Annotated in this window: 12 protein-coding genes; 7 read left to right on the top strand and 5 right to left on the bottom strand. The window is 64.9% G+C overall.

Features of this window, described 5'->3' with window-relative positions:
- Positions 1-3: 3 nt before the first annotated feature.
- Positions 4-1158 carry a tRNA 2-thiouridine(34) synthase MnmA gene (gene mnmA, locus K5Q19_RS00640; RefSeq protein WP_292939761.1) on the bottom strand — a complete coding sequence of 385 codons (1155 nt, stop codon included), beginning with the start codon at positions 1156-1158 and terminating at the stop codon, positions 4-6.
- Positions 1159-1734: 576 nt separating this feature from the next.
- Between mnmA and K5Q19_RS00645 the strand changes: the two genes are divergently transcribed.
- From K5Q19_RS00645 to K5Q19_RS00665, 5 genes are all read left to right on the top strand, one after another.
- On the top strand, positions 1735-2034 hold the full coding sequence (locus K5Q19_RS00645) for a DUF1153 domain-containing protein (protein ID WP_292939764.1): 300 nt from the start codon (positions 1735-1737) through the stop codon (positions 2032-2034).
- 389 nt (positions 2035-2423) lie between these two features.
- Positions 2424-3587 carry an efflux RND transporter periplasmic adaptor subunit gene (locus tag K5Q19_RS00650; RefSeq protein ID WP_292939814.1) on the top strand — a complete coding sequence of 388 codons (1164 nt, stop codon included), beginning with the start codon at positions 2424-2426 and terminating at the stop codon, positions 3585-3587.
- Positions 3588-3602: 15 nt separating this feature from the next.
- Complete coding sequence (locus tag K5Q19_RS00655; RefSeq protein WP_292939767.1) at positions 3603-6776, top strand: efflux RND transporter permease subunit; 3174 nt, start codon at positions 3603-3605, stop codon at positions 6774-6776.
- A gap of 83 nt (positions 6777-6859) precedes the next feature.
- Positions 6860-8074 carry a DUF445 domain-containing protein gene (locus K5Q19_RS00660; RefSeq protein WP_292939816.1) on the top strand — a complete coding sequence of 405 codons (1215 nt, stop codon included), beginning with the start codon at positions 6860-6862 and terminating at the stop codon, positions 8072-8074.
- A complete protein-coding gene (locus K5Q19_RS00665; protein ID WP_292939770.1) occupies positions 8071-8592 on the top strand; it encodes a GNAT family N-acetyltransferase in 522 nt (173 codons plus the stop codon). Before K5Q19_RS00660 ends, K5Q19_RS00665 begins: the two co-directional genes overlap by 4 nt.
- On the opposite strand, the gene K5Q19_RS00670 is transcribed toward K5Q19_RS00665, so the two are convergent.
- The 3 genes from K5Q19_RS00670 to K5Q19_RS00680 form a co-directional block, all read right to left on the bottom strand.
- Positions 8589-9410: a ferredoxin--NADP reductase gene (locus K5Q19_RS00670; protein ID WP_292939773.1), complete on the bottom strand. Its 822-nt coding sequence runs from the start codon at positions 9408-9410 to the stop codon at positions 8589-8591. The two genes, K5Q19_RS00665 and K5Q19_RS00670, sit on opposite strands and share 4 nt — an antisense overlap.
- 106 nt (positions 9411-9516) lie before the next feature.
- Positions 9517-11175 (bottom strand): M20/M25/M40 family metallo-hydrolase, encoded by a 1659-nt coding sequence (locus tag K5Q19_RS00675; RefSeq protein WP_292939776.1) that lies wholly within the window; start codon positions 11173-11175, stop codon positions 9517-9519.
- 249 nt (positions 11176-11424) lie between these two features.
- Positions 11425-12612, bottom strand: a complete 1188-nt coding sequence (locus tag K5Q19_RS00680; RefSeq protein WP_292939779.1) for a serine hydrolase — start codon at positions 12610-12612, stop codon at positions 11425-11427.
- A 261-nt stretch (positions 12613-12873) separates the two neighbouring features.
- Between K5Q19_RS00680 and K5Q19_RS00685 the strand changes: the two genes are divergently transcribed.
- Both K5Q19_RS00685 and K5Q19_RS00690 read left to right on the top strand, forming a co-directional pair.
- Entirely contained in the window at positions 12874-13254 is a 381-nt protein-coding gene (locus tag K5Q19_RS00685) for a YdhR family protein (protein WP_292939782.1), read from the top strand.
- Entirely contained in the window at positions 13254-14279 is a 1026-nt protein-coding gene (locus K5Q19_RS00690; RefSeq protein WP_292939785.1) for an alcohol dehydrogenase catalytic domain-containing protein, read from the top strand. Before K5Q19_RS00685 ends, K5Q19_RS00690 begins: the two co-directional genes overlap by 1 nt.
- A 127-nt stretch (positions 14280-14406) precedes the next feature.
- Here K5Q19_RS00690 and groEL read toward each other — a convergent pair.
- Positions 14407-15400 (bottom strand): chaperonin GroEL (gene groEL / locus K5Q19_RS00695; protein WP_292939788.1); only part of this gene is annotated, 994 nt, incomplete at its 5' end.

The raw sequence follows: 15400 nt of genomic DNA on the forward strand, positions 1-15400 counted from the left end.
GCGCTAGATGCTTTCGGCCCAGGGCGAGGTTTCCTCGATCCAGCCGCCGCCGATGACCCGGTCGCCGTCATACAACACCGCAGCCTGCCCTGGGGCCACACCATACTCGGGCTGTTGGAAGCGGATGACGCAAGGGGCCCCTGCACCGATCTGGCCCTCGATGGTCACCGGCACCGGCTTTGCCAGCGAGCGCACTTTGGCGGTGATCGAAGCGCCATCGGGGATTGCGCCAATGCGGTTGGTCTCACCAACGCGCGCTGCGCCGACGGCCAACATGGCTTTGGGCCCGACCATCACGCGCCGAGCCGGGGCATCAAGCGCCGTCACATAAAGCGGTTCGCTTTGTCCGCCGATCTCGAGACCGCGCCGCTGGCCCACCGTATAGTGGATCACACCGCGATGCGTTCCCAGCACCGCCCCGGTTGCAGCATGAACAATCTCGCCCGGTGCCGAACCTTGCGGCCGCATCTTCGTGACAATCGCCGCATAGTCGCCGTCTGGCACGAAGCAGATGTCCTGGCTGTCGGGCTTGGTTGCCACACCAAGTCCGAGTGCGGCGGCCATCGCCCGCACCTCCGACTTGGGCAGACCGCCGAGAGGGAAGCGCAGGAAGGCCAACTGTTCCACGGTGGTACCATAGAGGAAGTAGGACTGATCGCGCGCCGGATCGATGGCGCGGTGCAGTTCCGGTCCGTATTCGGTCTCAATGCGCCGCACGTAGTGTCCGGTTGCCAGGCAGTCGGCGCCAAGGTCGCGCGCCATGGTCAGCAGGTCGGTGAATTTGGGCCCCATGTTGCAGCGGATGCAGGGGATCGGGGTGCGTCCGGCAAGATAGTCATCGGCAAACCGCTCGACCACATCCTCGCGAAAGCGCGACTCATGGTCGAATACGTAGTGGGCGATGCCAAGCCGGTCGGCGACAGCGCGCGCGTCGCGGATGTCATCGCCCGCACAGCAGGCGCCCTTGCGACCGGTCGCGGCGCCGTAGTCATAGAGCTGCAGTGTCACGCCGATCACTTCCGCGCCGCTAGCTGCCGCGAGGCCCGCGACGACCGAACTGTCCACTCCGCCGGACATGGCGACGACGATTCGCCTCGGCTCTTTTCCTTGCGGAAGTGAAAAAAGTTCTGCGGCCTCGCTCCCGCGCAGCGGCAGCATGGGCGCTGGCTGAGGCGCGTTTCCAGTCACGGCAGATGCTGCGTTAGGGCCCAAGTTGCTTTGCATTCCGGCCCCATAGGCCCTTTCGGAGGCGAGCGGCAGGTCAAAAAAGCTCCCTCGATCACGAGGACCCGCGCGCCTCAAAACCTAACTCTTGGTGAAGGGGGGGTTTACCCTCCTTTATGGGACCGTGGGCTAGAGACTTGCCCATGGAGATGAGATTTTCCGATTCATGGCCGCATGCACCGGGCGATTCGGGCCGCAGATTGCGCCCGCTCGGCTGGAGCGAGCTCTGTGCCCGGCTTGTCGCAGCGCACGACACGCGCGGCGTGCTTCCCGCGACTGGGTCAGGATTGGTAGTCGCCAGCAGCGCAGGTTCGGATGGCGGCGCATCCGGGCCACACGGCGGAAAGGGCTTCAGCTTCCATGAATCAGCTGCGGTGTTGCTCCGGCGCGTTGAAATGGAGGCTGAAGAGCCTGTTAACCCCGCCTCTTCAGCGAATGGAAATGACGTGACCGGCACAAAGGGGCCAGTTCCCGAAGTCGCCCCGCAACGTCGACCAGACGAGAATTGACATGATTGAGAATCAAAAAATCAAGCCGTCGCAAGTCATTGGCCCTCTCGGGGAGCCCCTGACCCTTGACAGCCTCCCGCCCCCCTCGACCACGCGCTGGGTTGTCCGCCGCAAGGCCGAGGTCGTGGCCGCCGTTAATGGCGGTCTGCTCACGATCGACGAGGTGTGCGAGCGTTATGGTCTCACGCTCGAGGAATTCGCCTCCTGGCAACGGGCGGTCGATCGCTCGGGCATGCAGGGTCTGCGCGTGACGCGCATCCAGCACTACCGCGATCTCTACGAGCGCCAGCTCAAGTTCTGACCTGCTGGCTGCGGCCGGTTGCACGATCTGCCTGAAGCGATGGCCGCCCCGGTAATCGGGGCGGCCATCTGCTTTGGTTTGCCCTCAAGGGTTGGCTTCACGGGACGATTGCGGTTGCATCGTAACCACGCTCGAATCATTTGTTCATGCGCTTCGTCGAGCCGCAATTGTCACTCGTCGGATGCGACGCTAAGACTATGATTGCGTGCGGCACAGCGTGGCTCCCCGCGCTTGCGGGAAGTGATATAGTCAGATAATACACTTCCGCCATGGTGGGGATCGGCCCCTATCTCTGGCTGTTCGGCGCCCGACCGGGACTAAGGCACGTGAACGACATGAATTATGAAACGAAAATCAGATCCGGGCTGCAGCCCGCTGTCGATCCGGTGATGGTCGATGGTGATTTCGGTTCGACGGGCGGTGGACAGCGCCGCCTTGCCATTGTTGCGGTACTGATCGCGGTTGCGCTCGGCCTTGGCTGGTATTTCATGCACAAGTCGCCTGCCGCGACCGATGCCGAGGCGGCGCGCAATGCTCAGGCCCAGTCGGTCAGCGTCATCACGCCTGGCCGTATCAGCGTCACTGGCTCGATCACGGCAAGCGGCACCATCGCGGCTCGGCGCGAGATGCCGGTGGGCGCCGCCGGCGAAGGCGGGCGCGTGGTCAGCGTACTGGTAGATGCGGGTGATTGGGTGCAGGCCGGTCAAGTCCTTGCCGTCGTCGATCGCTCGGTCCAGGCCCAGCAGATTGTCGGCCAGGCTGCCACCATCGAAGTCCAGCGGGCCAACGCCCGCATCGCGCAGTCCAATCTCGACCGTGCGCTCAAGCTGGTCGAGCGCGGGTTTATTTCCAAGGCCGATGTCGACCGTCTGATCGCGACGCGCGATGCCGCCGTTGCGCAGGTCCGGGTTGCTGACGCCGCGTTGGGCCAACTGCGCGCCAGCACAGCGAGGCTGAACATCATCGCGCCGGCAGCCGGCCTTGTGCTCACCCGCGGGGTCGAACCTGGCCAGATCGTCAGTCCCGGCAGCGGCGTGCTGTTCCGGATTGCCAAGGATGGACAGCTTGAGATGCAAGCGCGGCTTGCGGAAAACGATCTGGCGCGGCTCGCCGTGGGCCAGTCGGCCGAAGTGACCCCCGTCGGCACCAGCAAGCCGTTCATCGGCCAGATCTGGCAGCTTTCGCCCACGATCGATGCGCAAACGCGCGAAGGGATCGCGCGCATCGCGTTGGGCTATGATCGGGCTTTGCGTCCCGGTGGCTTCGCAAGCGCGCAGATCCGCAGTGGCTCCGTGACGGCACCGATGCTTCCGGAATCGGCCATTCTGTCCGACCAGCAGGGTCCGTTTGTTTATGTCGTCGACAAGGGCAACAAGGTCGTCCGCCGCAGCGTGAAGACGGGTGAAGTGACGGCTGCAGGCATCGTGGTGACAGACGGGCTCACGGGCAACGAACGTGTTGTCCTGCGCGCCGGCGGCTTCCTCAATCCGGGGGATGTCGTGCGCCCGGTGACTGCAACTGCCCCAGCCGCCGTTACCGGCTCCGGTTCATAACCGGGGGCCGCGCACATGAACTTCCGCAATATCTCTGCCTGGTCCATCCGCAACCCGGTGGTGCCGATCGTCATGTTCCTCGGCCTCACCCTGGCCGGGATCGTGGCGTTCATGGGCATGAAGGTGCAGGACCAGCCGGACATCGAGTTCCCGCTGGTCATTGTGACCATATCTCAGCCGGGCGCAGCGCCGACCGAGATTGAGAACCAGATCACCCAGCGGATTGAATCCGCCGTGCGAACGATCGCGGGTGTTGATACCCTGAGTTCGACGGCCACCGAAGGGTCGAGCCAGACGATGGTCCAGTTCGCCATCGGCACGGACATCAATGCCGCGGTGAACGAGGTCAAGAACGCGGTCGATCAGGTGCGCGGCGACTTGCCCGAGGGTATCCTTGAACCGCAGGTGGTCAAGGCACAGACTTCTTCTGACGCGATTGCGTACTTTGCCGTCTCTGCCGACGACATGACCATCGAACAGCTCTCGTGGTTCATAGACGATACTGTCCGCAAGCGCCTGCTTTCTGTTCCCGGCATGGCCGAGGTCGACCGCAATGGCGGTGTCAGCCGCGAGATCGCGGTCACGCTCGATCCAATGCGCATGAAGGCGCAGGGTGTGACGGCCACGCAGATCAATGCCGCGCTGCGCCAGGTCAACCTGAACGCGGCTGGCGGGCGTGCGGAAGTTGCTGGTTCGCGCCAGGCCGTGCGCGTGCTCGGCAATGCGGCGAGTGCATTCGAGCTTTCCCGCATGCAGGTCGGCATTTCGAATGGCCGCACCGTCCGCCTTTCTGACGTTGCCGATGTGCGCGACAGCTTCAGCGAAATCACCTCGATTGCCAAGAACAACGGCAAGCCGGTGGTTACCTTCAGCATCGCCCGCGCGCGCGGCGAATCCGACGTCAGCGTGTTCGATGACACGGTCAAGGAACTCGCAAAGATCGAGAAGGAGCAGGGCGGCCGCGTCCACTTCATCCAGCTGTTCTCGAGCGTGGGCTACACCAAGGAACAGTACAAGTCCTCGATGTCCGCGATGGTCGAAGGCGCCGTGCTGGCGGTGATCGTGGTGTTCTTCTTCCTGCGCGACTGGCGCGCGACGATCGTCTCGGCAATTGCGATTCCGCTGTCCTCGATCCCTACTTTCTGGCTCATGAGCCTGATCGGTTTCACGCTCAACACAATGTCCTTGCTGGCGCTTGGCCTCGTTGCAGGTGTCCTTGTCGACGACGCGATCGTGGAGATCGAGAATATCGTCAGGCACATGCGCATGGGCAAATCCGCCTATCAGGCCGCCATCGATGCGGCTGACGAGATCGGTCTCGCCGTGGTGGCGACCACTTTCTCGATCGTTGCGGTATTCCTGCCGGTTGCGCTGATGCCCGGCGTTTCGGGCCAGTTCTTCAAGAACTTCGGTCTCACCGTCGTCATTGCGGTGCTGTTCTCGCTGCTGGTCGCGCGCATGATCACACCGATGATCGCGGCCTATTTCCTCAAGGCCCATGGTCAGGCCGAACATGGCAACGGGCCCTGGATGCAGCGCTACATGCGTGTGCTCGAATGGTCGCTAGATACCCGCAGCGTTGCCGCTTATCGCCAGCGGTTCCCGCGGCGGTGGTTTCGCGCAAGACTGCTCGATCACCGCTTGTGGATGATGGGCGTTGCGGCGGGTGCGTTGGCGTTCACGGTCGTGCTGTTCATGGCCATTCCGTCGCAGTTCTTCCCGGAGACGGATGGCGATTTCAGTCGCATCACCATCGAGATGGTGCCCGGAACCACGATCGAGCAGACCGAACGCAAGGTGGATGAAGTGCTGGCTCTCGTGAAGGACGAGCCGGAGATCGACGTTGCGCTCGAGCGCATCAACGAGGGCAACGGCCGCGTATTTCTGGAACTCAAGCGCGACCGCGCGCGGTCCAGCATCGAGTTCGAGCGCGCGCTGACTCCGCGACTGCAGAAGGTTGCGGATGCGCGCGTCAGCTTCATGAACCAGAACGGCGGCGGCCCCGGCGGCGGTTCGGGTCGTGCCATCAGTGTCATGCTGTCCGGTTCCGATCCCGAGCTCCTGCAGAAGACAGCGCAGACGCTGGTCGAGCAGATGAGCCAGCTCAAGGAAGTCGTGGCCCCGCGTATCAGTGCCGATTTGCGCCGCCCGGAAATCGTCATCACGCCGCATCTCGACCTTGCTGCCTCCCTTGGGGTCACCACCCAGCAACTGAGCCAGGTGATCCGTATCGCAACACAAGGTGAGATCGACCAGAACAGCGCGAAGTTCTCGCTCTCTGACCGGCAGGTGCCGATCCGGGTCAAGCTGCCCGTGGCCTCGCGCCGCGATCTGTCCACGCTGGAGAATCTTCCGGTTCCGACCATCTCTGGCGGGTCGGTGCCGCTGTCGCGCGTGGCGACTATCGGGTTCGGCTCGGGCCCGACGAGCATCCAGCGCTACAATCAGAACCGCCGTGTGTTCATCGGTGCGGACCTGCCGCCGGGTGTCGTCAAGGGCACTGCGGATGCCGCGATCAAAGCGCTGCCGATCATGAAGAACCTGCCGCAGGGCGTCTCGAATGCACCGGCCGGCGAAGACCGCTGGCAGCAGGAAATGCTCTTCAACTTCATGGTCGCGCTGGCCGCCGGCGTGCTGCTGGTGTTCTCCGTGCTGGTGCTGCTCTATCGCCGCTTTATCTCGCCGCTCGTTAACATGGGTTCGCTGTTCCTCGCGCCTTTGGGCGGTCTGCTGCTTCTGCTGGCGACAGGTCAGGCTCTCTCGCTGCCGGTATTCATCGGCGTCCTCATGCTGTTCGGGATCGTCGCAAAGAATTCGATCCTGCTCATCGACTTCGCCATTGAGGAAATGGCCAAGGGCACGCCCAAACTCGATGCGATCATCGAAGCCGGACACAAGCGCGCCCAGCCGATCGTGATGACCACCGTGGCAATGATTGCGGGCATGGTTCCGACCGCTGTTTCCCTCGGCGGCGACGCGGGTTGGCGCGCACCGATGGGCATTGTCGTGATCGGGGGTCTCGCGCTTTCGACCCTGCTTACGCTGCTGCTCGTTCCGGCCGGTTTCAGCCTTGCCGACGGCCTCGAGAAGCGCGTTGGTCCGTGGATCGGACGCCGTGTTCTCTCGTATGACCCGCGCGAGGCTGCGAGTGACCGGCACGCGGCGGGCGAGGGCTTTCCGGCGGAGTAATCGCGACGCCAAGGGGACCTTCTGCCAACACCGCGACAGAGCAATCGGCGCGCACGCGTCCGATGGACGATCCTGCACGCCGGATGCGGCTCATCGCGACTGCCCTGCTGCTGCTCATGGCGGTACTGTTCCTCGCAGCGCGGCAGCTTGAGACGGTACATGCTGGCTGGGGTTTCCTGCGCGCTTTCGCCGAAGCGGCCATGGTCGGCGGCTTGGCGGACTGGTTTGCGGTGACGGCGCTGTTCCGGCACCCACTTGGTTTGCCCATTCCGCACACCGCCATCATCCCGGAGAACAAGGACCGCATTGCCGATTCAATGGCGGCCTTTCTCAGAGCAAACTTCCTCACGCCGCCCGTCGTGGCGCGCCGGTTGCGCGGGCTGAATGCCGCCAACGCCGCTGGCCAGTACCTCGCTAACCCGCGCCCAGGTGAAGGCCGGCTCGGAGCGGGTGCGGCCAGCCTCATTGCCGATGTGCTCGAATCGCTCGATCAGGAGAAGTTGGGCGGGATGGCAAAGGCCGCACTGCGCAGCCGGATCGAGCGCCTTGCGCTGGCACCGCTGCTCGGCAATCTGCTCTCCGCGATGATCGCCGAGGGCCGCCACATGCCCTTGATCGAAGCGTTGATCCGCCGGTCAGCCGAAGCGCTCGAAGCCAACGAAGACCTTGTGCGCCGGATGATCCACGACAAGGCGAATGCCGTGATGCGTTGGACTGGCCTCGATGAGCGTCTGGCCAACGGCATTCTCGATGGTCTTTACAAGCTCCTTGCCGAGACGGTGGTCATCGCGGACCACCCGCTGCGCATGAAGATCGAGGAGAGCCTCAGGGCGCTGGCAGAAGCGCTGGTGAACGATCCGGCGATGCACGCGCGGGTCGAAGCCATGAAGCGCGACGTGCTTGCGAACCCGGCGTTCGCGGCCTGGCTTGATGGCCTTTGGGAACGGGGGCGGGCCCAACTTCTGCGGGCGGTCCGCTCCGGTGGCAGCGGCGCAGCCGACGGAGGAGACCGCATCGGCGCCTGGCTGGCCGAGCTTGGCCGTGCATTGCAGCATGACGCGCGGCTGCAGACGCTGGTGAACCGCTTTGCCCGCCGCACGCTGGTGGGCGTCGCTACGCGCTATGGCGGTGAGATTGTCCGGCTGGTCTCCGAAACTGTCCGCCGTTGGGATGCACGCACGGTGACTGCTCGCATCGAGGGCGCTGTCGGTCGTGATCTTCAGTTCATCCGCATCAACGGAACACTGGTTGGCGGGCTTGTCGGTGTCGCAATCCACGCGGTAGACGTGGTGCTATGAATGGACCCGAATTTTCGACCGAACGTCTCGAAATGTGGCGACCGGCGCCCCGCGATCATGCTGCGCTGGTCGATCTGATGGCAGACGACGAGGTGCGCCGTCATCTCGGGAGCCGGCCGACCAGCGCGGTCGAGGAGTTCAATCGGCTGTGCCGCAATGCGGGTTCCTGGGCGTTGTTCGGCTATGGCATCTTCAGTTGCCGCGCGCGCGGAACGGACGAGGTGCTGGGCATCTGCGGGGTGTTCCATTCGTGGCGCGGCTTTGGCAACGGGCTCGACGATACGCCGGAGATCGGCTGGATCTTTGCCCGCAAGACGTGGGGGCGGGGCGTGGCGACCGAGGCGGCCCGCGCCTCGCTCGCGTGGTTCGATGCGGCTTTCCCTGGCCGCCGTGTCGCCTGCATGATCGATGACATCAACCTGCCATCGCTTGCGGTGGCCGGCAAGCTCGGCTTCGTGAGGTACGACGAGCAGGTCGATGGTGATACCACGCTGATCCTGCTCGAACGTCCGGCCTAGCCGACGAAGGCGCGCTCGATCACGTATTCGCCCGGATGTGAATTGGCGCCTTCGGTGAAGCCGAAGCCGTCGAGCATCGCGGCGACTTCCTTGATCATCGTCATCGAACCGCAGAGCATGACGCGGTCGTGTATGGGGTCGAAGTTCTTGGGATCGCCCAACGACCCCTGGAACAGCGTGCCATCGAGCATCAGGCCTTCGATGCGCTTGTTGGTATGGAACGGCTCACGCGTGACGGTCGGGATGTAGGTGAGGCGCTCTGCCGCCATCTCGCCCACCAGCGGATCATCGGCCAGACGCGCTTCCAGCATGTCGCGATAGGCAAGGTCGGATACGCCGCGCACCGAATGCACAACCGCGATCTGCTCGAACCGATCGTAGATATCGGGATCGCGGATCAGCGACATCCATGGCGCGAGGCCGGTGCCGGTGCCGAGCAGGAACAGGCGGCGGCCGGGAAGCAGCGCATCGGCAACCAGCGTGCCGGTGGGCTTGCGGCCGAGATAGATGTGATCGCCCTCCTTGATCTTCTGGAGGCGCGAGGTGAGCGGGCCGTCCGGCACCTTGATCGAGAGGAACTCGAGCACCTCGTCATAGGCGGGCGAGGCCATGGAATAGGCGCGCAGCAGCGGACGGCCGTTTTCGCCCATGAGGCCGATCATCACGAACTCTCCCGAGCGGAAGCGGAAGCTCGGCGGGCGGGTGATCGTGAAAGAGAACAGAAACTCGTTCCAGTGGCGCACCGAGACGACGGTTTCGACCGAAAGGCTGGAGGTGGGTTCAAGGGGAAACTGGTCGGGCAAAGCGCGGCCCTCCATAGTTTGCAGCAATGCTGCCGGATGGGTGACAATCAGTCTTTACAGATAGACTGTCAAATTGAATTCACACTTGGCCCATGCGGGCGGTGCGAAGCGGCTTGGGGTGTCAGTGGCCCGCCGGATCGGGCACGAAGGCCGGAGGCGATGCCTCGCTGGCGAAACGCCAGGCGGAAAGATAGGCGAGCTTCACGATCTTCGTCATCTTGGGGTAGTTGATCCGGTCTGCAGTATCGGTGGTGTGGTGGTAATCTGGGTGGAAACCGGTGTTGAACCACATCGCCGGTACGTCCTTCAGAACGAAGGGGAACTGATCGCTGCGGAAGAACACGTTGAGGGCATTCTCGTGGTCGAAACGGTCATCGAGGTCCAGTCCGACACTGCGATTGGCGGCCCGCACAGCCCGGTCGAAATCGGGACTGTAGGCGGCGCCGATCAGGTTCAACCGGTTGGTCGTGTCCTTGGGAATCTCGATAAGCCCGGTGGTCTGGTCGCTCGGTTCCTCGTTGCGGCCGATCATGTCGAAGTTGATCATCGCGCGGGTGGTGGCAAGCGGGCGGAGCGGGTGCAGGGCCATATAGTAGCTTCCGAGCAGCCCGCGCTCCTCGGCCGCGAAGACGGCAAAGAGAATCGAGCGCTTGGGCTTGACCGGATTGGCCATGAAGGCCCGGGCCAGCGCAACCACGCCGACAGTGCCGGAGCCGTTGTCATCTGCGCCGTGCCAGATCTCCGGCCCGCTGCTGCCATCGTGATCGTGGTGGGCGCTGATGATCACCGTTTCGGGCGCGAGCGTCGGGTCCGAACCCGGCAGCAGGCCGACCACATTGGCCGACACGCCCCGGCTGCGCGCGGTGTTCTCAAGGTGGAGCGCCACGGTGGTATCCGCCAGCGGGCGCGACTGGGGGCTGAGGCTCTGATCAATCGCGGACTGCAGCGCCTGCGCGGTAGCGCCGGCCTTGGCGAGCAAGGCGGTTGCAACCGTATCCGAGACAGTCAGCACGGGGATGCGCAGCTCGTCATCGGGCAGCGCCTGACCGGGCAGCGGCGGCACACGCTTTGCGCTGCCGCCGATCCGGTTGACGCGTTCCAGGTTCGAGGGGTGCTTGCGGTTCGGTTCGGCCATGACCAGCAGCGCGACGGCGCCGCGGGCCTGCGCGTTGAGCGCCTTGACCCGGTTGGTGGCATAGCGCGTGTTGCCCGTCCCGTTGAAGCGCGAGGCAGGGTCGTTCTCCTGCGGCTCATGCTCGAAAACGAGCACGACTTTGCCCCGCACATCGAGGTCCCTGTAATCGTCGTAACCCACGCCGGGCGCGCTGATGCCGAAGCCGGCGAACACGAGCGGTGCGGCGAGCTCTAGATCATCGCGGAAGCCGCCGATGAGTTCAGGCGCCTTCCAGCTTTGCACTGCGGTGCCGATGCGCAGGGTCAGCGTGTTGGCCGCGGGATTGGGCCGGTATTCGATGAGCGGCACGCTCTGGAGATAGCTGGGTTTGCCGGTTGCATCGGCAGCGGCCGGCTGGAGGCCGGCCTTGGCGAACTCGGCAGCGATCCACTGGACCGAAGCGTCGTCACCCGGCTGCAGCGACATGCGGCCTTGCAGCGCATCGGAGGCGACGAACGTGAGATCGGCGCGCAAGTCCGCCTCGCGAATGCGCTCGAAACCGGGCGCCTGTGCGGCAGGGACGGGGGCAAGCTTGGGGGCTTCGGCCTGGGCCGCCCCCGCAAACGCCAGCATTCCGAATGCGGCGCTGATTGCCACGTTGCGCATCGCCGTTCCCCCCGACCGATAAGTCCGAATCGCTATGGCGTGCCGGAGCAGCTTGTCCACTGGCCCTTGGGGGACTCGCGCCGAATTTAGGTCAGGTTGACACAGTTGACACAGTCCTGAGGAGAAACTCCGCGTTCCGGTTTTCCGGCCTGAACAGGAGGTGCGGGCGGAAAGGGTCGGGATGCCGGTCATGGCTGCCACCCTACGCCCCTCGCCACTTGTAGGACAGCCCTGCCGGGACGAGGGCAATCACCCGCCCGCGTCGATCAGTGCCTGCACCTTGCGGTAGAACGCCTCGCGCCCTTCGCCTTCGGGGCCTTCGTCGGCGCGGGTCCAGTCGGCATTGCTGGCGATCACCAGCCGCCGCTTGGGATCGATGAAGATGCCCTGCCCGAAGATGCCCTGCGCGGCGACCGAGCCATCGTCGTAGGTCCACCACTGGTAGCCATAGCCGCGGCCGGGCGTGCCGATGTCCTTCTGTTTGTGCGCGGCGGCGGCGAACCAGTCCGGCGGCACGATCTGCTGGCCGCCGGCGTTGCCGTTGGCGAGCACGAAGAGCCCCATGCGGGCAAAATCGCGCGTCGCGGCCTGGATGCAGCAGCCGGCGATCTCGTGCCCGGTCTTGCCCAGCAGCCAGGTCGCCTTGGCTTCCATGCCCGCGGGCTTCCAGATCTTCTCCTCGAGGTATTGCGAGAGCGGCTTTTTCACCGCCGAGGAGACGAGCACGCCGATCAGGTTGGTTTCGCCGGTGTTGTAGTGCCAGACGGTGCCCGGCGGATGCGCGCGGGGGAGCTTCCTCATGTAGCTGACGGTGGCGTCCATGCCCTGTTCGGGCTCGGCATTGTTGAACGAGGCCACATCGGACTTGGGGTCCTCGTAATCCTCGTTCCAGCGCACGCCCGAACTCATGGTGAGCAGCTGCGCGACGCTGACGTCGTCATAGGCAGAGCCCTTGAGGTCCGGAATGTACTGGCTGACCTTGTCGTCGAGGCTTTTGATGAAGCCGTCCTTGATCGCCGCGCCGACGAGCGTGGATGTGAACGACTTCGCCACCGAGAAGCTGGTCCAGCGGCCCTGCGCAGCAAAGCCGAGGCCATAGCGTTCGAAGCGCACCTTGCCGTCCTGCACGATCACCAGCCCGGCGGCGCGCTGGCTGGCCATGTAGGCCTCGACGCCGGGGATGGTGAGCGGCTTGCCGGCGGGAAGCGGCAGAGGCTTGTCCGAAGGGGCGATCTCGCGCGCTTCGGCCAGCACGGGCAGGCGGTCCATGGCGCGGAAGGCGGCATCGCGCTGCGGGACCGTCCACATCAGCACGTCGCGGTCGGTGGGCATGGCCGCGAGCAGCCCGCGCGTTTCGGCATCGAGGCTGGCATACCAGCCGAGGCCGGCAAGCCCGACAACGCTCGCCGCGATCAACCCCATGGTGCGTTTGCGCATCCCGATCCCCCTTGTGCCATGCTTTGACCGGCAAGGTAGCGTGGCGGTCGGCCCTGTCTACAGGGGCATGTGGCAGGGGGATGCAACGGGACATCGCCATCGCGCCTTCGCCGTTGCCGAAGCTGGTCAGATCGCCGGGATCGCAGGGGCCGGGCCGACCGCAAGTTTGGCGCTTCTGCAAAACTGCTTTGCGATATCGCGCATTTGTCGGTCGGCGGGCATCAGATAGCCCTTTACTCATTCGAGCAAGGAGTACCGATCATGAAGCTTTCTCTACTTGTCGCCCTTTCAGCCATTGCCCTGGCGACGCCGCTGCGCGCGGAGCCAGTGCCTGCGCAGCAGCCGGTGGCGACGATCGTGGTGGTGCAAACACCGGCTGGTCTTTCGCGTGCAGCGATCGAAACAGGCTTCCAGCAGGCGGCGCCCACCTATCGCAAGGTGCCCGGGTTGCTGCGCAAGTACTTCACAGTCAATGCAACGAGCTTTGGCGGGATGTATCTCTGGTCCAGTCGCGCGGCGGCGGAGGCCTGGTTCACGCCGCAGTGGCGCGCGCGGGCCAAGGCGACCTACGGCACGGAGCCCGAGCTGATCTACTTCGATTCGCCGTTGCAGATCGACATGACCGGTACGGGCGAAAAGTGATGCGCCAGCTCACCTTCCTGAAGCCGGGCCGGTTCGAATGGCGCGAGGTGCCGGCCCCGGTTGTATCGGGCCCGCGCCATGCTGTGGTGCGGCCGCTGGCGGTGGCGCGGTGCGACCTCGACTTGTACATCGCAACGGGTGTCGCGCCCTTCGCCGGGCCTTTCGCCTTCGGGCACGAGGCGGTCTGCGAGGTGGTCGATGCAGGCGATGCTGCCGGGGTTGTGCCGGGTCAGCGGGTCGTGGTGCCGTTCCAGATCTCGTGCGGCGACTGCGAAAACTGCCGCCGCGGCTTTACCAACAGCTGTTCGGGCGTACCGGCCTACGCGGCTTATGGTCTTGCCGGGAACGGGCGGCCAGACTTCGGCGGGGCGCTGAGCGATCTCATGCTGGTGCCTTATGCCGATCACATGCTGGTGCCGCTGCCAGACGGAATCGACCCGGTGGCCGCCGCGAGCGCCTGCGACAACATCGCCGATGGCTGGCGCGGCGTGGCGCCGCATCTGGCGGCAAGGCCGGGGGCTTCGGTGCTGGTGGTCGGAGGTCTCGCGCAGAGCGTCGGCATCTATGCCGCGGGCGCAGCGGTGGCGCTGGGAGCGGGGCGGGTGCTCTATCTGGATGACAACGCCGCCAATTGCGCGCGGGCGGCAGCAATGGGCGCGCAAGTCGCCCCGCTCGCGCTGGGGGAGGGCCGCGCGCCTGCCGCGCAGTTCGAGATCGTGGTCGAAGCCGCAGGCACGGCAGCCGGGCTCGCCTTCGCCATCCGTTCGACCGCGCCCAACGGCGTGCTCACCAGCGTTTCGATGCATTTCGCACCAACGACGCCGGTGCCGCTGACCGAAGCCTACTACAAAGGGCTGACCTTCCACACCGGCCGCGTCCAGTCCCGCCCGGTCCTGCCCGAGGTGCTGGGGTGCATTGCCTGCGGCAGACTTCATCCCGAACACGTGACGCACCGCGTGCTGCCGTTTGGCGAGGCCGGGGAAGCGATGGCCGATCCGGGGCCGAAGCTGGTTTTCGTGCCCTAGAGCCTGTCCTGATGAGGTGACGATGCCTCCACCTCATGAGGATAGGCTGTAAGGATGGCCGGACAAGAAAAAGGGCCGGAAGGTTTCCCCTCCGGCCCCGTTTCTCTGTTTGGCTGTGGCGTCGGACTTAGAAGTCCATGCCCCCCATGCCGCCCATGCCGCCACCCATCGGGGGCATCGCGGGCTTGTCTTCCGGACGCTCGATGATCGCGGCTTCGGTCGTGATCAGCAGGCCGGCAACCGACGCGGCATCCTGAAGCGCGGTGCGCACGACCTTGGTCGGGTCGATGACGCCGGCGGCCTTCAGGTTCTCGTAGGTGTCGGTGGCAGCGTTGAAGCCCTGGGTCTCATCGCCTTCGCGCAGCAGGTTGCCCGAAACGACCGCGCCATCGTGGCCGGCGTTCGTGGCGATCTGGCGAACCGGGGCCATGATCGCCTTGCGGACGATGTCGATGCCCTTGGTCTGGTCGTCGTTCGCGCCCTTGAGGCCGGCAAGGACCTTGGTCGCGTAGAGCAGCGCGGTGCCACCGCCGGGGACGATGCCTTCCTCGACCGCCGCGCGGGTGGCGTGGAGCGCGTCGTCGACGCGGTCCTTGCGCTCCTTCACTTCGACTTCCGAAGCGCCACCGACCTTGATCACGGCCACGCCGCCAGCAAGCTTGGCAAGGCGTTCCTGCAGCTTCTCGCGGTCGTAGTCGCTGGTGGTGACTTCGATCTGGGCACGGATCTGCTCGACGCGGGCCTTGATCTCGTCAGCCGAACCGGCGCCGTCGACGATCGTGGTGTTGTCCTTGTCGATCGTGACCTTCTTGGCCTGGCCGAGCATCGGGAGCGTGACGCTCTCGAGCTTGATGCCGAGGTCTTCGGAGATCATTTCACCGGCGGTCAGCGTGGCGATATCGCCCAGCATGGCCTTGCGGCGATCGCCGAAGCCGGGAGCCTTGACCGCTGCGACCTTGAGGCCGCCGCGCAGCTTGTTGACGACGAGGGTGGCGAGGGCTTCGCCTTCGATGTCCTCGGCGATGATGAGGAGCGGACGACCCGTCTGCACCACGGCCTCGAGCACCGGCAGCATCGCCTGGAGCGACGAGAGCTTCTTCTCGTGGATGAGGATGTAGGGG

The organism is Novosphingobium sp., from assembly GCF_019748365.1.
Lineage (GTDB): Bacteria > Pseudomonadota > Alphaproteobacteria > Sphingomonadales > Sphingomonadaceae > Novosphingobium.